This is a genomic window from Klebsiella scottii (genome assembly GCF_036561945.1).
GTDB classification, from domain to species: Bacteria; Pseudomonadota; Gammaproteobacteria; order Enterobacterales; family Enterobacteriaceae; genus Klebsiella; species Klebsiella scottii.
The window spans coordinates 723,397-743,195 of record NZ_JARXNI010000019.1; the positions used below are offsets into that span (position 1 = coordinate 723,397).

19 protein-coding genes are annotated in these 19,799 nt (G+C 58.0%); 7 read left to right on the forward strand and 12 right to left on the reverse strand.

Annotated features, from left to right (window positions below; genetic code table 11):
• Positions 1-149: 149 nt before the first annotated feature.
• The 6 genes from QFI97_RS07205 to QFI97_RS07230 all read left to right on the forward strand — a co-directional run bounded on the left by QFI97_RS07205 (position 150) and on the right by QFI97_RS07230 (position 4,749).
• Positions 150-464, forward strand: a complete 315-nt coding sequence (locus QFI97_RS07205) for a BON domain-containing protein (RefSeq protein WP_095098381.1) — start codon at positions 150-152, stop codon at positions 462-464.
• A gap of 120 nt (positions 465-584) precedes the next feature.
• Positions 585-1,151 (forward strand): fructose-1-phosphate/6-phosphogluconate phosphatase, encoded by a 567-nt coding sequence (gene yqaB, locus QFI97_RS07210; RefSeq protein ID WP_095098378.1) that lies wholly within the window; start codon positions 585-587, stop codon positions 1,149-1,151.
• On the forward strand, positions 1,148-1,576 hold the full coding sequence (locus QFI97_RS07215) for a YqaA family protein (RefSeq protein WP_095098373.1): 429 nt from the start codon (positions 1,148-1,150) through the stop codon (positions 1,574-1,576). The genes yqaB and QFI97_RS07215 overlap by 4 nt, the downstream gene beginning before the upstream one ends.
• 115 nt (positions 1,577-1,691) lie before the next feature.
• Positions 1,692-3,248, forward strand: coding sequence for a glutamate--cysteine ligase (gene gshA / locus QFI97_RS07220; protein ID WP_346430815.1), 1,557 nt, complete (start codon positions 1,692-1,694; stop codon positions 3,246-3,248).
• A gap of 163 nt (positions 3,249-3,411) precedes the next feature.
• Positions 3,412-3,927: an S-ribosylhomocysteine lyase gene (gene luxS, locus QFI97_RS07225; RefSeq protein WP_072051859.1), complete on the forward strand. Its 516-nt coding sequence runs from the start codon at positions 3,412-3,414 to the stop codon at positions 3,925-3,927.
• Between the two features lie 51 nt (positions 3,928-3,978).
• Entirely contained in the window at positions 3,979-4,749 is a 771-nt protein-coding gene (locus tag QFI97_RS07230; protein WP_346430816.1) for an AraC family transcriptional regulator, read from the forward strand.
• On the opposite strand, the gene leuA is transcribed toward QFI97_RS07230, so the two are convergent.
• The 12 genes from leuA to QFI97_RS07290 all read right to left on the reverse strand — a co-directional run bounded on the left by leuA (position 4,725) and on the right by QFI97_RS07290 (position 18,270).
• Positions 4,725-6,404: a 2-isopropylmalate synthase gene (leuA, locus tag QFI97_RS07235; RefSeq protein WP_346430817.1), complete on the reverse strand. Its 1,680-nt coding sequence runs from the start codon at positions 6,402-6,404 to the stop codon at positions 4,725-4,727. The two genes, QFI97_RS07230 and leuA, sit on opposite strands and share 25 nt — an antisense overlap.
• A 147-nt stretch (positions 6,405-6,551) precedes the next feature.
• Complete coding sequence (emrB, locus tag QFI97_RS07240; protein ID WP_095098364.1) at positions 6,552-8,090, reverse strand: multidrug efflux MFS transporter permease subunit EmrB; 1,539 nt, start codon at positions 8,088-8,090, stop codon at positions 6,552-6,554.
• A 15-nt stretch (positions 8,091-8,105) separates the two neighbouring features.
• Positions 8,106-9,278 (reverse strand): multidrug efflux MFS transporter periplasmic adaptor subunit EmrA, encoded by a 1,173-nt coding sequence (emrA, locus tag QFI97_RS07245; RefSeq protein WP_346430818.1) that lies wholly within the window; start codon positions 9,276-9,278, stop codon positions 8,106-8,108.
• A gap of 129 nt (positions 9,279-9,407) precedes the next feature.
• Positions 9,408-9,938, reverse strand: a complete 531-nt coding sequence (gene mprA, locus QFI97_RS07250; RefSeq protein ID WP_041146855.1) for a transcriptional repressor MprA — start codon at positions 9,936-9,938, stop codon at positions 9,408-9,410.
• A gap of 293 nt (positions 9,939-10,231) precedes the next feature.
• Positions 10,232-11,227, reverse strand: a complete 996-nt coding sequence (proX, locus tag QFI97_RS07255) for a glycine betaine/L-proline ABC transporter substrate-binding protein ProX (RefSeq protein ID WP_346430819.1) — start codon at positions 11,225-11,227, stop codon at positions 10,232-10,234.
• Positions 11,228-11,298: 71 nt separating this feature from the next.
• The gene (proW, locus tag QFI97_RS07260; protein ID WP_095098358.1) at positions 11,299-12,363 is read right to left on the reverse strand and encodes a glycine betaine/L-proline ABC transporter permease ProW; all 1,065 of its coding nucleotides are present in this window, start codon (positions 12,361-12,363) and stop codon (positions 11,299-11,301) included.
• Positions 12,356-13,558 (reverse strand): glycine betaine/L-proline ABC transporter ATP-binding protein ProV, encoded by a 1,203-nt coding sequence (gene proV, locus QFI97_RS07265; RefSeq protein WP_095098356.1) that lies wholly within the window; start codon positions 13,556-13,558, stop codon positions 12,356-12,358. The genes proW and proV overlap by 8 nt, the downstream gene beginning before the upstream one ends.
• A 356-nt stretch (positions 13,559-13,914) precedes the next feature.
• Positions 13,915-14,877, reverse strand: a complete 963-nt coding sequence (gene nrdF / locus QFI97_RS07270) for a class 1b ribonucleoside-diphosphate reductase subunit beta (protein WP_346430820.1) — start codon at positions 14,875-14,877, stop codon at positions 13,915-13,917.
• Positions 14,878-14,887: 10 nt separating this feature from the next.
• Positions 14,888-17,032 carry a class 1b ribonucleoside-diphosphate reductase subunit alpha gene (gene nrdE / locus QFI97_RS07275; RefSeq protein ID WP_095098350.1) on the reverse strand — a complete coding sequence of 715 codons (2,145 nt, stop codon included), beginning with the start codon at positions 17,030-17,032 and terminating at the stop codon, positions 14,888-14,890.
• Complete coding sequence (nrdI, locus tag QFI97_RS07280; RefSeq protein ID WP_095098347.1) at positions 17,005-17,415, reverse strand: class Ib ribonucleoside-diphosphate reductase assembly flavoprotein NrdI; 411 nt, start codon at positions 17,413-17,415, stop codon at positions 17,005-17,007. The genes nrdE and nrdI overlap by 28 nt, the downstream gene beginning before the upstream one ends.
• Positions 17,412-17,654, reverse strand: coding sequence for a glutaredoxin-like protein NrdH (gene nrdH, locus QFI97_RS07285; protein ID WP_095098344.1), 243 nt, complete (start codon positions 17,652-17,654; stop codon positions 17,412-17,414). Before nrdH ends, nrdI begins: the two co-directional genes overlap by 4 nt.
• Before the next feature lie 184 nt (positions 17,655-17,838).
• Positions 17,839-18,270, reverse strand: a complete 432-nt coding sequence (locus tag QFI97_RS07290) for a carboxymuconolactone decarboxylase family protein (protein WP_346430821.1) — start codon at positions 18,268-18,270, stop codon at positions 17,839-17,841.
• A gap of 168 nt (positions 18,271-18,438) precedes the next feature.
• Between QFI97_RS07290 and pdxR the strand changes: the two genes are divergently transcribed.
• Positions 18,439-19,794 (forward strand): MocR-like pyridoxine biosynthesis transcription factor PdxR, encoded by a 1,356-nt coding sequence (pdxR, locus tag QFI97_RS07295; protein WP_346430864.1) that lies wholly within the window; start codon positions 18,439-18,441, stop codon positions 19,792-19,794.
• Positions 19,795-19,799: the final 5 nt, after the last annotated feature.

Genomic DNA, 19,799 nt, shown 5'->3' on the forward strand with positions numbered 1-19,799 from the left:
CTTACCCAAAAAACCTCTTAGCCGCTGTCTTTTAGCCGTTTCTGCACGCTCTTGCGCACTTTTTAATATTGGCAAGTTGCTCTTTCCACTATAATTTATCCCTGTATATCGACCTGATTCGGGTGAGATGAGTGCAAGGAGAGAAATCCATGAAATGGTTCAAAGCAATACCTGCCTTTTGCGCGACGCTTCTGGTTGCCGTATCTCTGGCTGGCTGTGCCGGATCGGCCACGAAGGAAAGTACCGGCGGCTATATCGACGACACCGTCGTGACCACCAAAGTCAAAACCGCGCTGTTTAACGAAAAAGAGATTAAATCCACTGAAATTAGTGTGCAGACCTTCAAAGGCCGCGTTCAGCTGAGCGGTTTTGTTTCGTCACAGAAGGATGCTAATCGCGCCGTAGAGGTGACCCGCAGAGTGCAGGGCGTTCGTTTGGTTGAGAATGATTTGAAAATCAAATAAGCCGATGCATTGATATAATAAAGGCGCCCAGTGGCGCCTTTGCTGCTTCTGCCTCCACCCGCGACAATATGCGCCTTTTGCGATAAAGTAACCTTTCCTTATCCGGTTTGTGAGAACACGATGTACGAACGTTACGCAGGACTTATCTTTGATATGGATGGCACTATTCTTGATACCGAGCCGACGCATCGTAAGGCCTGGCGCGAGGTTCTGGGCCGTTACGGAATGCGTTTCGACGAACAGGCGATGGTCGCGCTCAATGGTTCTCCGACCTGGCGTATTGCCCAGGTGATTATCGAAATGAACCAGGCGGATTTAGACCCTCATCGCCTGGCTTTGGAAAAAACCAACGCCGTCAAGGCGATGCTGCTGGATAGCGTGCGCCCCTTACCGCTGATTGAGGTGGTAAAAGAGTGGCACGGCCGTCGCCCGATGTCGGTTGGCACCGGCAGCGAAAGCGCCGTTGCGGAAGCTCTGCTGGCCCATCTCGGCCTGCGTCACTATTTCTCCGCGGTCATTGCCGCCGATCACGTAACAAACCACAAGCCTGCTCCTGATACCTTCCTGCTGTGCGCCGAGCGCATGGGCGTTGCGCCGGAAAAATGCGTGGTGTTTGAAGACGCTGACTTTGGTCTGCAGGCCGCACAGCGCGCGGGGATGGATGCTGTCGACGTTCGGCTGCTGTGAGCGACGCGCTATCGCTGATATCGCTGTTTGCCAGTAGCTTTCTCAGCGCCACGCTGCTTCCCGGTAACTCGGAAGTTGTGCTGGTTGCTATGCTGCTTACGGGAGCGAGCCAACCGTGGATGCTGGTATTAATAGCAACAATCGGCAATAGCCTTGGAGGGGTAACTAACGTTATTCTGGGGCGCCTGTTTCCGCTGCGCAAAACGTCGCGCTGGCAGGAGAAGGCTTCCGGCTGGTTAAAGCGCTACGGTGCGGTCACATTATTATTAAGCTGGACGCCGGTGATAGGCGATTTGCTGTGTTTACTGGCGGGATGGATGCGCATTTCCTGGGGACCAGTGCTCTTTTTTTTATGCCTTGGTAAAGCGCTGCGCTATATCGTCATTGCGCTGGTTACGCTTCAGGGCATGATGTGGTGGCACTAATTGTGGAACTGAGGCTCTCCGGACAGGCTGTAACAATAACGTCTGCTGGAATAACCTGTATGGTCACCATTACAATTATGCTTATTCAAATGATTTCGACAGGCGGGAGGTCAAATTGATCCCGGACGTATCACAGGCGCTGGCCTGGCTGGAAAAAAATCCGCAGGCGCTAAAGGGCATTCATCGCGGCCTTGAGCGCGAAACGCTGCGCGTTAACGCCGATGGCTCGCTGGCCACTACCGGCCATCCTCAGGCATTGGGTTCGGCGCTGACCCATAAATGGATTACCACCGATTTTGCTGAAGCTTTGCTGGAGTTTATTACGCCGGTTGATGGCGATATTCAGCACATGCTGACTTTTATGCGCGATGTTCATCGCTATACCGCCCGCCATATCGGCGATGAGCGGATGTGGCCGCTGAGCATGCCCTGCTATATTGCTCCGGGCCAGGACATCGAGCTGGCGCAGTACGGCACATCGAATATCGGCCGTCTGAAAACGCTGTATCGTGAAGGGCTGAAAAACCGTTACGGCGCGCTGATGCAAACCATCTCCGGCGTGCACTATAACTTCTCTCTGCCGATGGCGTTCTGGCAGGCGAAGTGCGGCGTTGAGGACGAGGAAAGCGGGAAAGAGGCCATTTCGGCGGGCTATTTCCGCTCAATCCGCAACTACTACCGCTTTGGCTGGGTGATCCCGTATCTGTTCGGCGCTTCCCCGGCGATTTGCTCCTCTTTCCTGCAGGGGAAACCGACCACGCTGCCGTTTGAGAAAGCGGAAAACGGCATGTATTACCTGCCGTACGCGACCTCCTTGCGCCTGAGCGACCTCGGCTATACCAATAAGTCGCAAAGCAATCTCGGAATTACGTTTAACGATCTGCAGGAGTATGTGGCAGGATTGAAGCGGGCGATTAAAACTCCGTCGCAGGAGTATGCGGAAATTGGCCTCAAGAAAGACGGTAAGTACCTGCAAATTAACAGTAATATTCTGCAGATTGAAAACGAGCTCTATGCGCCAATCCGCCCGAAACGCGTGACCCGCAGCGGTGAGACGCCGTCTGACGCGCTGCTGCGCGGCGGAATCGAATATATCGAAGTTCGTTCACTGGATATCAACCCGTTCTCGCCGATTGGCGTTGACGAGCAGCAGGTGCGCTTCCTCGATCTGTTTATGGTCTGGTGCGTGCTGGCCGATGCGCCGGAAATGAGCAGCGACGAACTGCTGTGTACGCGCACTAACTGGAATCGGGTGATTCTTGAAGGGCGTAAGCCTGGCCTGACGTTGGGGATCGGCTGCGAAAGCGCGCAGTTCCCGCTGGCTGAGGTAGGTAAAGATCTGTTCCGCGATTTGCGCCGCGTTGCGCAGATTCTGGACGGCATTCACGGCGGCGACGCCTATCAGCAGGTGTGCGATGAGCTGGTTGCCAGCTTCGACGATCCGGAATTAACTTTCTCGGCGCGCATTCTGCGTTCTATGCTTGAAGAAGGGATTGGCGGCACCGGTAAGGAGCTGGCCGATCGGTATCGTACGATGCTGCGGGAAGAGCCGCTGGAGATTTTACGCGAAGAGGATTTCATTACCGAGCGTGAAGCGTCAGCCGTGCGTCAGCAGAAGGTAGAAGCGGAAGATAGCGAACCGTTTAGCGCTCTGTTAGCGAGACACGCGTAGCAAAAAGCGGTACAAAAGAAAAAGGCCACATCAATGTGGCCAAACTTTCATCTCTGATTCAGGGATGATGATGATAATAAATGCGCGTCTTTCACATACTCAGACTAGCGGGTGTAAAAAGAGTTCATTTTATTTTAAAAAAAATCACTATCGGAGGTGAAGAATGCCGTTGTTAGATAGTTTCACAGTCGACCATACCCGAATGGAAGCCCCTGCGGTGCGCGTCGCGAAGAAAATGAACACGCCGCACGGCGATGAAATTACCGTTTTCGATCTGCGTTTTTGCATACCGAATCAGGAAGTGATGCCGGAAAGAGGCATTCACACGCTTGAGCACCTGTTCGCGGGCTTTATGCGCGACCATCTCAACGGTAAGGGTGTGGAAATTATCGATATCTCTCCGATGGGTTGCCGCACGGGCTTCTATATGAGCCTGATCGGTACGCCGGACGAGCAGCGCGTAGCGGATGCCTGGAAAGCGGCAATGGCCGACGTGCTGAAGGTAAAAGAGCAGAGCCAGATCCCTGAGCTCAACGTTTACCAGTGCGGTACCTACACCATGCACTCGCTGGAAGAAGCTCAGGACATCGCGCGTCATATTCTTGAGCGCGACGTACGCATCAACAGCAATGACGAGCTGGCGCTGCCGAAAGAAACGCTGCAAGAACTGCATATCTAGTTCTTCTGCCACGGCCCGGCGATAGCGTCGGGCCGATATCCTCACGCCGCGATGTCGACGACTTCCCGCTTCTCCTTTCAGCATCGCTCCCTGGTGCCCTTTGCCCATGATTACGCCCATGGCGATAGCGAGCCGTGGCATCAGCATGACTGCGTCCAGCTGCTGCATATCCTGAGCGGCGTGGTGCGGGTTGAGACGCCGGCTGGCTACTGGGTTGTCCCGCCGGGGCGCGGCGTTTGGCTGCCGGCGGGTACGCCCCACGCGCTGCGGATCACCGGCGCAGTCGCGGCGCGCACGCTGTTTATCGATCCCCTTGCCCGCGCCGATCTGCCGTCATCGTGCCAGATCGTGCAGATCTCGCCGCTGCTGCGCGAGCTGATCGTCACCTCGCTGACGCTGGCGGAACGCTACGATCCCGGCAGCCGCGACGAGCGCGTCTATGAGTTAATTCTTGATGAGATCCGCGGCATGACCGTGCTGCCCTTTGGCCTGATCGAGCCGCAAAGCGAGGCGCTGCGCCGGCTGTGCCAAAAGGTCCGCGAAGCGCCTGGCGAGGCCTGGAGCAGCCTCCAGGCGGCAAAAGAGAGCAATATGAGCGAGCGGACGCTCAACCGCCACTTCCAGCAGCAGACCACGCTGACCTGGAGCGAATGGGTGCGCCGGGCGAAACTAATGGAAGCGCTGGTGCGCCTGGCGCAGGGGCAGTCGGTCCTGCGGGTGGCGCTGGACCTTGGCTACGGCAGCCACAGCGCCTTCAGCGCCATGTTCCGCCGGGTGATGGGGATGGCTCCCAGCGATTACTTCCGCTCGCCGGAGGAGTGATCGCCGCCGCTGAGCGCATTGCATAGCGCCTGGAGCGAGGCGCGGGCGACATCGTTATCGATCCCGACCCCCCAGCGGCTGTCGCCATTCGGCAAGACGCAGCGGATATAGGCCACCGAACGGCTGTCGCTGCGCTCGCCGAGGGTATGCTCGTGATAATCCTTAATCGCAAACTGTTGCTTAAGCAGCGCGCTAAGCCCGCTCGCCGCGGCGGAAAGCAGCCCGTTGCCGTTCCCCTGCAGCCTGCGGGTCTCGCCGTAGACCCTGAGCGTCGCCTGCAGCGAGAGCTGGCCGTCCTGCTGACCGTCGCTTTGGTAATCCAGCAGCGCCAGCGGCGGCTGCGCCACCAGGCCGTAGCGCTCGCGAAACAGCTGCCACAGGGCGTTTTGCGTCATCTCCTTGCCGTGGCTATCGGTTGCGCGCTGCACGTGCAGGCTGAAATCCTGCTGCAGCATGCGGGGCAGCTTTAAGCCGTGATTCTGCTCAATCAGCCATGCGCTGCCGCTCTTACCCGACTGGCTGTTGACGCGGATAACCGCCTCATAGCTGCAGCCAATATCCTGCGGGTCGACGGGCAGGTAGGGCATCTGCCAAACTTCACCGGGCCGACGGGCGTCGAAACCTTTCTTAATCGCATCCTGATGCGAGCCGGAAAATGCGGTATAGGCGAGGCTTCCCGCCCACGGATGGCGCGGGTGAACCGGCAGCTGGTTACAGCTCTCGACGATCTCCACGACCCGCTTCATCTCCGGGAAGGTGAGCTGAGGATCGACGCCCTGGCTGTAGAGGTTCATGGCGAGGGTGACCAGACAGACGTTGCCGGTGCGTTCGCCGTTGCCAAACAGGCAGCCTTCAACGCGATCGGCGCCGGCCATCACCGCCAGCTCGGCGCTGGCAACGCCGGTTCCGCGGTCGTTATGCGGGTGGACGCTGATGCAGACGTCGGCGCGTCGCGAGAAATGACGGCAAAAATACTCGATTTGATCGGCATAGACGTTGGGGGTGTTGACCTCCACGGTGGCGGGCAGGTTGATGATCATCGGGCGTTCGGCGCAGGGCTGCCAGATGTCCGCCACCGCTTCGCAGATCTCCAGCGCAAACTCAGGTTCGGTAAAGCAGAAGGTTTCCGGCGAATACTCATACTGCCAGCGCGTTTGCGGCTGCTGTTCGCACTGCTGGCGGATCAGTCGGGTGGCGCGGGTCGCCAGCTCAACCACCTGCGCTTTTTCCATACCGAAGACCAGCCGGCGAAACAGAGGCGCGGTGGCGTTATACAGATGCACGGTGGCGCTGTGGGCGTCGCACAGCGATTCGAAGGTGCGCAGGATTAAATCTTCCCGCGCCTGGGTCAGCACCTGAATGGTGACGTCCTGGGGGATACGCTGCTCCTCAATCAGCTGGCGAACGAAGTTGAAATCAGTCTGCGATGCGGACGGGAAAGCGACTTCAATCTCTTTGAATCCACACTCCAGCAGCAGGTTCCAGAACTGCAGCTTGCGCGCGCCGTCCATCGGTTCCGCCAGCGCCTGGTTGCCGTCGCGCAGGTCGGTAGAGAGCCAGCGCGGCGCGTGGGCGATCTGCCGGTCCGGCCAGCGGCGGTCGGGCAGGGATACGATCGGCGAGGGGCGATACTTTTCGTGAGGATTTTTCAGCATGATTATCTCCTTATGTCGGATCTTTATCCTGCACGATAAGAAGAACGGGGCGCTTTAGCGAAGTGGACAGAAGCTAGCGCGAACTGGACAGGCGGGCGTTTTTATCCGCCAATAAAAAAGGGATCCGCAGATCCCTTGGTGTTAACGCTAGTGAGCTCCGCCTCCGCCGCCGCCCGCGCTGAACGGCGGCCGGGCAAACCACACCAGGCCTAACAGCAGGATAAAGATCCCCGCCGAGACCCAGAATATTTCGTTAGCGGAAATAATCAGCCCCTGGTTGGTTATCTGCTGGGCTATCCAGCCGGATGCCTGCTGCTGGGTCATCCCCAGTCCCTCCAGCTGGTCGTATATTTGCTGGGCGTTAGGGTTATACGGCGTGACCGACTCGGTGAGCTGCGCATGGTGCAGCGCCTCGCGGTTGGTCCACATGGTGGTGGTTATCGAGGTCCCGATAGAGCCCGCCAGCGTACGGGTGAAGTTCGACAGGCTTGAGGCCGCCGCCAGCCGCTCCGCCGGCAGGCCGGACAGGGTGATGGTGGTCAGCGGCATAAAGAAGCAGGCCACCGCGAAGCCCTGGATAAACTGCGGCCAGGCCGATGCGCCGAAGTCCATCCCCGGTTCGAAGGTCCATGCGCGCCAGTAGAAGCACACCGCATACATGATAAAGCTGAAGGTCACCAGCCGACGCATATCGAGCTTATGGGCAAAGCGGCCGATGATCGGCGAGAGAATGACAGGGATCACCCCCACCGGCGCCGACGCCAGACCCGCCCAGGTCGCGGTGTAGCCATAGACCTCCTGCAGCAGCTGCGGCAGCAGAACGATAGCGCCGAAGTAGAGCATATAGGCGAGGCTGATGCACAGGCAGCCGATGGTGAAGTTTCGCGACTTAAATAGCGAAAGGTCGACTATCGGGTTGTCGTCGGTAAGCTCCCAGACGATAAGGAAGCTGATGGCCACCACGGCCACCACCGTCAGGACGATAATCTCCGTGGAGGCGAACCAGTCCAGCTCCTTACCGCGATCGAGCATCACCTGCAGGCTGCCGATGCCAACCACCAGCAGCGCCAGCCCGACGCCGTCGATGCGCCGCTGCTCGGTGCGGGTTTCCCGGCTGCGCAGGGTTTGCAGCGTCATGATCACCACCGCAACGCCGATTGGCACGTTGATAAAGAATATCCAGCCCCAGTGGTAGTTGTCGCTGATATAGCCGCCGAGGATCGGCCCGCAGATTGGCGCCACGATAACCGTCATCGACCACAGCGCCAGGGCGATGGAGCGTTTTGCCGGCGGGTAGTTGTTGAGCAGCAGACTTTGCGACAGCGGGATCAGCGGACCGGCGACGATCCCCTGAATCACGCGGAAGAAAATCAGCATCGTCAGGCTGTTGGACATGCCGCAGGCCCAGGAGGCGATGGCAAACGCCACCGTTGACCACAGGAACAGCTTCACTTCCCCCACGCGTTTTGCCAGCCAACCGGTTATCGGAATGGAGATGGCGTTGGCCACCCCAAACGAGGTAATCACCCAGGTACCCTGGCTCAGGGACGAGCCAAGGTTACCGGCGATGGTTGGGATAGCCACGTTGGCGATAGTGGAGTCCAGCACCTGCATGAAGGTCGCAAGCGACAGCGCAATGGTCATGATGACCAGCTGCGCGCCCTCCAGCGGTTTTTGCTGTTGCATTACGCTCACCCCGAATTATCCGGCGTTAGCCTGGATGATGCCGTTGATCAGTTTGTCTACCGGGTCGAGAGCGATTTCACGGGCATTACTTTCATACGCCGGAGACTTACGCGTCTCGTTCGCCAGTATCTCGCCGTCGCGGTTGGAGGTATCCACTTCAACCAGCGTAGAGAGGCCAATACGCAGCGGGTGCGCCGCCAGCTGCTTCTCATCGAGCTCAATACGCACCGGCAGACGCTGGACGACTTTAATCCAGTTCCCGGTGGCGTTCTGCGCCGGCAGCAGGGAGAAGGCGCTACCGGTCCCCATATCCAGCCCTACGACCTTACCGGTGTATTTCACATCGTCGCCGTAGATATCGCTGATTACGGTGGCCGGTTGGCCGATGCGCATATGCGCCAGCTGGGTCTCTTTAAAGTTGGCGTCGACCCACAGATTCGTCGCCGGAACGACCGCCATTAGCGGGGTGGTCTGGCTTATCTGCGCGCCGGGCTGAACCGAACGACGGGAAACGTAGCCGCTAATCGGGCTGACGATCTGCGTACGCTGCAGGGCCAGCCAGGCGTTACGGACGTCGGTGGCCGCCTGCAGAACGGCAGGCTGCTGCTCAAGGCGGGTCCCCAGAACGATGGCCTGGTTGGCGTTAAACTGCTGCACCGCCACGTCGAGCTCGGCCTGGGCGCTGGCGACGGTATCGCGAGCGTGCTGCAGCTCCTCGCGGCCAATCAGGTTAGCGGCTCCCAGGGGGATACGGCGGTTGAGGTCGGTTTGCGCCTGCGAGAGCGCGGTTTTTTTGACGTCGATATTGGCCTGCAGCTGCTTGCTGTTGATCATCGACTGACGGGTTTGACGCACGCTGGCGGCCAGCTGGGTTTGCGCTTTCTCAAACGCCTGCTGGGCATCGGTCTGGTCGAGGGTGACCAAAGGATCGCCTTTCTGCACAAAATCGGTGTTGTCGGCCCAGACTTTCGTCACGCTGCCGGACACCTGCGCCATAATCTGTACCTGATTCCCTGCCACATATGCGTCATCGGTCTCTTCATAATGACGCAGTACCAAAAACCAATAAATCCCATATGCCACGGCAACAATAATAAAGAGCAATGTCAGCAACAGAAGGGCACCTTTGCGCTTCCCTTTCTTGCTGCCCGGTTGCTGCGGGGTTTGGCTCTCCGCATTTGCGCTCATGTTATTCTCCACGATCTTATTATTTCACATCGGCTGGGCCGACCTGTTTATCAGAAAGGCCAGCAGAAGATCTGCTGGCCTGGTCTGTTTTTCCTTGTCAATTCAGAAAGATTTCTAGCGGTTCCGTGCTTAGCGCAGAGACTCCGCAAGCACACCGTCCTCTTCCATCTGGTCAAGACGACCAAGCAGTTTACGGGTGATGTGCTCGAGCTGATCTTTTTCGCTGGTGCTTAAAGAAGACCAGAGCTGATGCAGGCAGTTGTGCTGCGGAGGCAGAACCTCACGCAAAAACTGATGACCTTTGTCGGTAAGCTGCAGATGCAGACAGCGGCGATCGTTATCGCTTTCACGGCGTTCAATCCAGCCGCGTTTTTCCAGCTCGTCGGCAATGCGCGTGGCGTTGGTGCGTGACGACCCCAGGGCGCAGCTCAGCTCGGAGGGCTGAATGCTGTGGTTTTCCTGAGATTCCAGGGTGATCAGCGCCATAAATAATGTCTCGTTAATTCCCTGCGCTTTCAGCATTTTATTGCGATTTTCCAGTAGCTTACCTTGCATGTGCATGCAGAGGCGAGTTAACAGAATCTCCTGGAAAGGGAAATCTTCGTGACGGCTGGCGCGGAATTTGAGCATTTGCTCAATGGGAGTAAACGAACTATCCATTTGGGTATGACCTCATTAATTACAGCCGATATAATAACTATTGTGACAAATAAATCAAATGAATTATTGACTACAATTGATACGTTAAACCTATATCCAGGAATAAAATCTCTTTGCCGGTTCGTAGGTTAGCGCACATTAGCGACGGGAGATACTGAAGCGGAAGGAGCGGAGGTGGTTTTGTGGAATAGCGAAAGAGAAGCGGTGCCCGGGCAGGGCGCAGAAGGCGAAACCCGGGAACCTCCGGCGGCATAACGCACGCCGGAGCGACATGGCATTCTGACGAGGGAGGATTATTTCTGCGCCGCCAGCGCCTCTTTCAGCCAGCCGTCAAACTGCTGCTGGTGGGCTTTGATCCAGCCGTCAACGTGGCCCTGGATATCCGCTTCCGAAGCGTGGCCTGCATGCATCATGGCGTTTTCGGCGTTAATGTCGGCAATCGGCAGCTTCATGATACTGAACAGCTTCGCCGCCGCCGGGTTTTTCTCGGCCCAGGCTTTGTTGGCCACAATATGCATGGTGCTGACCGGGAAGCCGTAGTTCGCGCCGTTAGCCAGTTTGGTGTCGATGTTCTTCTGTACGCCTGGCAGGGAGGAGAACGGCACCTGCAGCCAGACCACATCTTTACCCGGTTTCAGCACGTCGCTGACCCAGTACGGCGTCCAGGTGTAGTAAATCACCGGCTTGCCTTCTTTATAGCGAGCGATGGTATCGGCCATCATCGCGGCATAGTTGCCCTGGTTGTGCACCACGGTGTTGCTCAGGCCATAGGCATCAATCTGGTGGTTAATCACCGCTTCACAGCCCCAGCCCGGCGTACAGCCGGTGAGATCGGCCTTACCATCGCCGTTAGTATCAAACAGTTTGGCGATTTTCGGGTCTTTCAGCTGATCGATAGATTTAATGTGATACTGCTCGGCGGTTTTCTTATCAATCAGATAGCCCTGCGCGGCGCCGTTAACAAAAACGCCTTCGCGGTAGAAGCTCTTGTCCCCGCCGGCGGCGGCGTACATGTCGTCATGCAGCGGCTGCCAGTTAACGGCGGTAAAGGTGGCGTCGCCGGAGGCGAGCGAGGTGTAGCCGACGTTATAGTCAACTTCACTCGGCTTATCGACGGTGTAGCCCAGCTTCTCCAGCGCGCGGCTGACCAGCAGGGTCTGGAAGGTCTCTTCGGTGATGGTGCTCTGAATCGGTTTTACGGTGATGCCTTTACCCGGCAGATCGGCGGCAAAGGCGCCGGTGGCAATGAGTGCGGTGAACGCTGTGGCAAGAATCGCTGTATGTCGCATCGTTGTTCCTCATAAATATGAAAGGATGACTGCTGGCCCGGCAGGCGCAATGCCGCCGGGCAATGAGAAGGTTATTTACTGAAAGGACGAGTGATCAGCCCCAGAGGCCCGGTGGTGTACCAGCGGCGGCTGCCGCGGCTGCGGGAGTCGCGCCCAACGGCCTGGGTCAGGCGGTCAAGAATGATGGCGAGGATAACAATCCCGACGCCGCCCACGCTGGCCAGGCCCATATCAAGACGGCCGATCCCGCGCAGTACCATCTGGCCGAGACCGCCGACGGCGATCATCGAGGCGATAACCACCATCGAGAGCGCCAGCATCAGCGTCTGGTTGACCCCGGCCATAATGGTCGGCATCGCCAGCGGCAGCTGAACTTTAAACAGCAGCTGGCGCGGGCTGGCGCCGAAGGAGCGCGATGCCTCAATCAGATCGGCCGGCACCTGGTTAATCCCCAGAATGGTCAGACGCACGATGGGCGGCAGGGCAAAGATAATAGTCACGACCACGCCTGGAACGTTACCGATCCCGAACAGCATGACGATTGGCACCAGGTAGACGAACGCCGGAGTGGTCTGCATGGCGTCGAGCAGCGGACGGATAATTTTTGCCGCGCGCGGGCTGCGCGCCAGCCAAATCCCCAGCGGCAGGCCGATCAGCATACAGAACAGCAGGGCGGTCAGAACCAGCGCCAGGGTGACCATCGCCTGCGACCAGGCGCCGATAGCGCCGATAGCCACCAGCGAGATCAGCGTGGCGACGCCCATTCCGACGCTGGAGATCTGCCAGGCGATCAGGGCGAATATCACAATCGCCACCGGAGCGGGCATCCCTAACAGCAGCTGCTGGAAGGCGCTGAGTATGTAGTCCACCGGCACGCGGATCCCCTGGAACAGCGGGCGGAAGTGGATCACTATCCAGTCGATACCGTGCGTCACCCAGCTATCCAGCGGGATCAGCGTCTTATGGAACGGGTCCATGATGTTGAAATGTTCCGGCTGCGCCTGCGGCGCGCTGGTCAGCCAGTCGGCACCGCCGCCGTCGGCCGGCGCGGCGGCCGGAGTGCCCCAGGCATCGGCAGATTGGGCGGCGCTATCCGCCGCCGGTGCGGTATCCCACGGGTTAGATTGATCAGCCATTGTTTGTCCCCTCGCGATCTAAAGCCTGCAGCAACATTCGTTTAGAAATGATGCCGATATACTGATGCCCTTCATCCACAACCGGCACCGCGCACGGTGCCTGGCCTACGTGGGAGAGCAGGTCGCTAAGCGACGTTTGCGCATCCACCGCCTGCGGGGAGTCGAGTAACGCCGCATCAATTCCTTGACCTTCGCTCAGCGCGGATTTCAGTGAATCAATGGAGACAATGCCGACAAACTTATTACCGCGTTCAATCACATAACCATATTCGCGGTCTTCATCCTGCAACAATTTCAGCGCCGAACGGGGGCCAAATCCCGGCGTTTTACGAATTAAGCCTACCGGGCTACGGCGGGCAATATCCTTGGCGCTGAATACCTGGCTAATATCGACGCCGCGGAAGAAGGTTTTCACGTAATCATTGGCCGGATTATTCAGGATTTCATCCGGAGTACCGACCTGAATAACTTCGCCATTTTGCATGATGGCAATCCGGTCACCGATGCGCATGGCTTCATCAAGATCGTGGGAAATAAAGACCACGGTGCGCTGGTGTTTGGCCTGTAATTTTGTCAGCTCATCCTGCATTTCGGTACGAATTAAGGGATCGAGGGCCGAGAAGGCTTCATCCATTAATAAGATATCGGGGTTAATCGCCAGCGCGCGGGCGAGCCCGACGCGTTGGCGCATCCCGCCGGAGAGTTCATCCGGCCAGGCATGAGCGTAGTTTTCCAGACCGACCTGGCGCAGCGCCTCCAGCGCTTTCTCCTGGCGTTGCTGGGTGGAGAGGCCCGCCAGCTCCATGCCAAAGGCGGCATTGTCCAGCACGGTCATATGCGGCATCAGCGCAAATGATTGAAAAACCATTGCGATCTTTTTTCTGCGCACCTCGCGCAGCTCGGATTCTGAAATTTTGGCGATATCGACGCCATCAATCAGCACCTGCCCGCGGGTGGGTTCAATCAGGCGATTGAGAAGGCGAACCATGGTGGATTTTCCCGATCCGGAAAGCCCCATGATGACGAATATCTCGCCTTCTTCAATGGTCAGACTGGCGTCTTTTACGCCAAGTGAAAGCCCCGTTTTTTCCAGCAGTTGTTCTTTAGTAAATCCTTTTTCAATATATTTGAACGCTCGCTGCGGATGCTCGCCAAATATCTTATAGAGATTCTTTATTTCTAATTTAATTGCCATGCAATAGAGAGTTTCCCGTTATTTGTATTATGTCGATATAGTACCTGGTGGAGATATTTACCTGTTTACACCCTAACATACTCAGATTCTGTGACAACCCTCAATGTCCGCGGCGGGAGGATATGGCGCGGCAGCAATGCCGCGCATTCCCCGTGATATAAGGGCTGAGCGTTGATTACGCCGTAGTGATATTTTTTAATGCTTACCGGAGAATTATTGTCAAAATCACGGGATTTCTACTAAATATTACGAGAGGATTTCCTGAAAATGTCAGAACAGATAATGGTGTGATGAATGGAAATAATGTGAAATAGATCACCAGGAATCAAGTGAATATATTCCTGGTGAAAGTAAGGTTAAAAGTCCCAATCGGCGTCGGCGGTTTCTTCCGTTTTACCCATCACGTAGGACGATCCTGAGCCAGAGAAAAAGTCGTGGTTTTCATCGGCGTTTGGCGAGAGCGCGGCGAGGATCGCCGGATTGACCGCGGCCATTTCCGCCGGGAATAGCGCCTCATAGCCCAGGTTCATCAGCGCCTTGTTGGCGTTGTAGCACAGGAAGGCGGTGACCTCCTCAGCCCAGCCGCTGTCGGCGTACAGTTCATGGGTATAGGCCAGCTCGTTATCGTAGAGATCCATCAACAGATCGAGGGCGAAATTCTTCAACTCCTCCCGCTTTTCGGCGCTGACTTTTTCCAGCCCTTTTTGATATTTGTAGCCGATGTAATATCCGTGCACCGCCTCGTCGCGGATGATCAGGCGAATCAGGTCGGCGGTATTGGTCAGCTTACCGCGGCTGGAGAAGTACATCGGCAGCCAGAATCCGGAATAGAAGAGGAAGGATTCGAGGAATACGCTGGCGATTTTCTTCTTCAGCGGCTCATCCGTGTGATAATACTCCAGCATCAGCTCGGCTTTGCGCTGGAGCGGGGCGTTCTCTTCACTCCAGGCGTAGGCGGCGTCGACGTCTTTGGTCTGGCACAGGGTGGAGAAAATCGAGCTGTAGGAGCGGGCGTGCACCGCCTCCATAAAGCTGATATTCGACATCACCGCCTCCTCATGCGGGGTGAGGGCGTCGTTCATCAGCGCCGGCGCGCCGGCGGTGTTCTGAATGGTATCGAGCAGCGTCAGGCCGGTGAAAACGCGGATGGTCAGCTGCTGCTCCGTCGGGCTGAGGGTCTGCCACGCGGGGATATCGTTGGACAGCGGCACCTTCTCCGGTAGCCAGAAGTTGCTGGTCAGGCGGTTCCACACCTCCAGATCCTTGTCGTCCTGAATCTTGTTCCAGTTAATGGCGCTAATGCGCGATAGATGGGTCATCGGGTTCTCCTTACAGCGCGCAGGACACGCAGCCCTCAATTTCAGTACCTTCCAGCGCCAGCTGGCGCAGGCGGATGTAGTACAGCGTCTTAATGCCTTTTTTCCACGCGTAAATTTGCGCCCTGTTGATATCGCGGGTGGTGGCGGTATCGGGGAAAAACAGCGTTAAAGAGAGCCCCTGATCGACATGCCGCGTGGCCTCGGCGTAGGTGTCGATAATTTTTTGCGGGCCGATTTCATACGCGTCCTGGTACAGTTCCAGGTTGTCATTGGTCATAAACGGAGCCGGATAGTAAACCCGACCGGTTTTGCCCTCTTTGCGGATCTCGATCTTCGAGACGATCGGATGGATGCTCGACGTCGCATGGTTGATATAGGAGATAGAACCGGTGGGCGGCACCGCCTGCAGGTTGCGGTTATAGATACCGTAACGCATCACGTCATCGCGCAGCTGCTGCCACATTTGACGGTCGGGCAGGGCAATACCGGCGCGGGCGAACAGCTCGCGCACCTTCGCCGTTTTCGGCTGCCAGTCGCCCTGCAGATACTGCTGGAAATACTCGCCGCTGGCGTAGCGCGAACGGGCGAAACCGGCGAAGCGCTGGTCGCGCTCGCGCGCCATCAGCATTGAGGTATGCAGCGCATGCCAGGTCACGGTGTAAAAATAGAGGTTGGTGAAATCCAGCCCCTCCGGGCTGCCGTAGGCGATACCTTCCCGCGCCAGATAGCCGTGCAGGTTCATCTGCCCCAGCCCGATGGCGTGAGAGGCCGCGTTACCCGCCGCCACCGAAGGCACCGAGCGAATATCGCTCATATCGGATACCGCCGTCAGGCCGCGAATGGCGACTTCAACCGTGCGGGCAAAGTCGGGCGAATCCATAGTATGGGCGATATTCAACGAGCCGAGATTGCAGGAGATATCCTCGCCGACGCTGGCGTAATCGAGATTTTCGTCAAAGGTCGACGGGGTGTTGACCTGCAAAATTTCCGAGCACAGGTTGCTCATGTTGACCCGTCCGGCAATCGGGTTGGCGCGGTTCACGGTATCTTCAAACATGATGTACGGATAGCCGGACTCAAACTGAATCTCCGCCAGCCGCTGGAACAGATCGCGGGCGCGGATCCAGCGCTTGCTGACCCTCTCGTCGGCGACCAGCTGCGGGTACATCTCGCTGACGGCGATATCGCCGAACGGTTTACCGTACAGCCGCTCGACGTCATAGGGTGAGAACAGCGCCATCTGCGCGTCGTCTTTCGCCAGCTGGAAGGTCACGTCCGGGATAACGACGCCGAGTGACAGGGTTTTGATGCGGATTTTCTCATCGGCGTTTTCGCGCTTGGTGTCGAGGAAGCGCAGGATATCCGGATGATGGGCGTGCAGGTAGACCGCTCCGGCCCCCTGGCGGGCGCCGAGCTGGTTGGCGTAGGAGAAGGCGTCTTCCAGCATTTTCATCACCGGCACCACCCCCGACGACTGGTTTTCGATACGCTTAATCGGCGCCCCGGACTCGCGCAGGTTCGACAGCAAAAACGCCACGCCGCCGCCGCGTTTTGAGAGCTGCAGCGCCGAGTTCACCGCCCGGCCAATCGACTCCATATTGTCTTCGATGCGCAGCAGGAAGCAGGAAACCAGCTCCCCGCGCTGCTGCTTGCCGGCGTTAAGGAAGGTGGGGGTCGCCGGCTGGAAGCGCCCGCTCAGGATCTCATCGGTCAGCTGGCGGGCCAGGGTTTCGTCGCCCTGCGCCAGGCTCAGCGCCACCATGCAGGTGCGATCGGCGAAATGTTCAAGGTAGCGTTTGCCGTCGAAGGTTTTCAGCGTATAGCTGGTGTAGAACTTCCAGGCGCCGAGAAAGGTCTGGAAGCGGAAACGGTAGCCGTGGGCCTGCTCAAACAGCGCGAGGACGAAACGGCGGTCGTAGCGGGCCAGCACGCCGGCGTCGTAGTAACCTTCGGCCATCAGCCACTCCAGCTTATCGTTCTGGCTGGCGAAGGGGACGGTGTTGGCGTCGACATGCGTCGCCATAAAGGCGTCCACCGCCTGGCGGTCCTTTTCAAACGGAATGCGGCCGTTGCTGTCGTACAAATTCAGCATGGCGTTCAGGGCGTGGAAATCCGGCGCCTCTGCGGTTAGACGTTCTGCGGTTGTTGTTGCCAAAATTCGCTTACTCCTTTGCGTACGTTAGCGACATCTTGTGGGGTACCCATCAGCTCAAAGCGATAGAGGTACGGCACGCTGCATTTCTGCGCGATAACGTCGCCGGCCCGGCCGTAGGCGTCGCCAAAGTTGCGGTTGCCTGCGGCGATGACGCCACGAATTAACTGACGATTGTGGGGATCGTTTAAAAAGCGGATCGCCTGGCGCGGCACCGCGCCCGCGGTACCGCCGCCGCCGTAGCTGGGGACGATGAGAATATAGGGTTCGTCTACCTGGATACGCTCCCGCTCGTTAAGCGGAATGCGCACCGCGGGCAGCCCCAGACGCAGGACGAACCGATGCGTATTTTCGGAGCTGCTGGAGAAGTAGACGATGAGGCTCATGCGCTGGCCGCCGTGACGGGATGCAGGCGATTAATCATATCCGGACGGAAGCCGGACCAGCGGGTCTCGCCGGCAATCACCACCGGCAGCTGGCGAAAGCCCTGCTCGCGCAGCATCTCTGCGGCATCGGGATGATGCTCGACGTTGACCATCTCGAAGGCAAAGCCGCGGCTCTCCATAGCGCGCTTAGTAGCATGGCACTGAACGCAGTCATTTTTAGTGTAAATAGTAATGCGCATGATTCGTATTTCCATTTAAGATAACAGGACGGCGCAAAAAGGCGCAGCGGTTGGTATCGATTAACTGTTCAGGAAATACTAGATGTAGTTGTAGAAAAGTTCAACCACGCAATATATAGCGTTTTAAAATAAGAAAAACCCCCAAGGAGCGATCCTGTGAGGGCGGGGGCGGTCGGGCGTAAAACTACAGACGCATGCTGACGGCAAGACGGTTAAAGGCGTTCATCAGGCTGATGGCGAAGGTTAAATCGCTGATCTGACGGGGGCTAAAATGCTCCAGCAGCGGCAGATAAACGTCATCTTCCGCATGGCTGCTGGCGATGTGGGTCACCGACTCCGTCCACGCCAGCGCTGCGCGCTCCGCGGCGTCAAAGTGGGCGCTTACCCGCCAGCCGGCCAGCGCGTCCAGACGGCCCTGGGCGACGCCGGATTTGCGCAGCGCTTTACTGTGCATCTCCAGGCAAAAGGCGCAACCGTTAATCTGCGACACGCGCAGGTAGACCAGTTCCAGCAGCGTGCCGTCGAGCGCGCTTTTTTCCAGCGCAACTTTCGCCTGTACCAGCGCGTTATAGACTTCCGGACTCAGTTCATTGTAGGGCTGACGCAGTGTGTTCATTTTTCTCTCCACATTAAGAGCTATCCCTTTGGCTACAGGGCCCTGCAGCGGGCCCCAAACGGACATCAACGGTGACGTCGGATGAGATAGTCTCTAAGACGGCAGTCAAAATAGCACTATAATGGACTGCAAAAGATAGCCATATTTTGATGAAAAAAGCAGACCATGATGGAAGCCAAAAAAGCGCCGCACTACCAGCGTATCGCCCGCCAGCTCAAATCCGCCATTGAGCGCGGCGAGCTGCCGCCGGGCAGCCGCCTGCCCGCCAGCCGGGTATATGCTCAGGAGCTTGGCGTATCCCGGGCGACGGTGGAAAATGCCTGGGGTGAGCTGGTGGCCCAGGGATGGCTCGAACGGCGCGGCCAGGCGGGAACCTTCGTCAGCGAGCGTCTCAGCCCGCAGCAGGAGGCGCCGACGCGTTTGGCGACGGGCAGCGAGCCGACAGCGCCCCTGCCGTTTAAAATGGGCCTGCCGGCGCTGGATCTTTTCCCGCGCGGCCTGTGGGCGCGGGTGATGGGCCGCCGCCTGCGCACGCAAACCCGCTTCGATCTGGCGCCGGGTGAGCCCTGCGGCGAACCGATCCTTCGTCGGGCGATTGTCGATTATCTCCGCCTCTCGCGCAGCATTGAGTGCCAGCCGGAGCAGGTGCTGGTGACCGGCAGCTATGCCGCATCAATGACGCTGATCCTGCGCACCCTGGCGCGGCCCGCACAGGCAATGTGGATGGAAGACCCCGGTTTTCCGCTTATCCGCCCGACGATCGCGGGGCAAAATATCATCATTAATCCGGTCCCCGTGGATGATGAAGGAATGGATGTGGAGCACGCGCTGCGTCACTTTCCGGACGCGCACTTCGCGCTGCTGACCCCCGCTCACCAAAGCCCGACCGGCGTTGCGCTCTCGCTTGCGAGACGCAGGCAGCTGCTGGCATGGGCGGCGAAAAATGATGGCTGGATTATCGAAGATGATTACGATAGCGAGTTTCGCTATCGGGGCAAGCCGCTGCCGCCGTTGAAAAGCCTCGATGCCCCGCAGCGCGTGATCTACTGCGGGACGTTCAGCAAATCACTATTCCCCGCGCTGCGCACAGCGTGGCTGGTGGTTCCGCCGCCGCAGGTGCCCGCATTCCGGCGCCAGGCGGAGCTGATGAGCTGCAGCGTTCCGACGCTGTGGCAGCAGACGCTGGCTGATTTTATTCAGGAAGGCCATTTCTGGCGCCATCTGAAAAAAATGCGCGCCAGCTACGCCCTGCGCCGTCAGTGGCTGGAGTCGGCGCTTTCGGCCGCCGGCTTTGCGGTGGTTCCGCAGCTGGGCGGCATTCAGCTGGTTATTGCGACGCGCGGCGACGATCGGCTGCTGGCGCGGCGGGCAAGGGAGGCCGGGCTGGACGTTCAGGCGCTGAGCGACTGGCGGATGCAAAGCCGCGGGGAGGGAGGGCTGCTGGTCAGTTTTACCAACCTGACGTCACCAGAGATGGCCGCTGACCTCGTGGGTCAGCTCAGGCTGGCTATCGGCGAGAAATAAAAAAC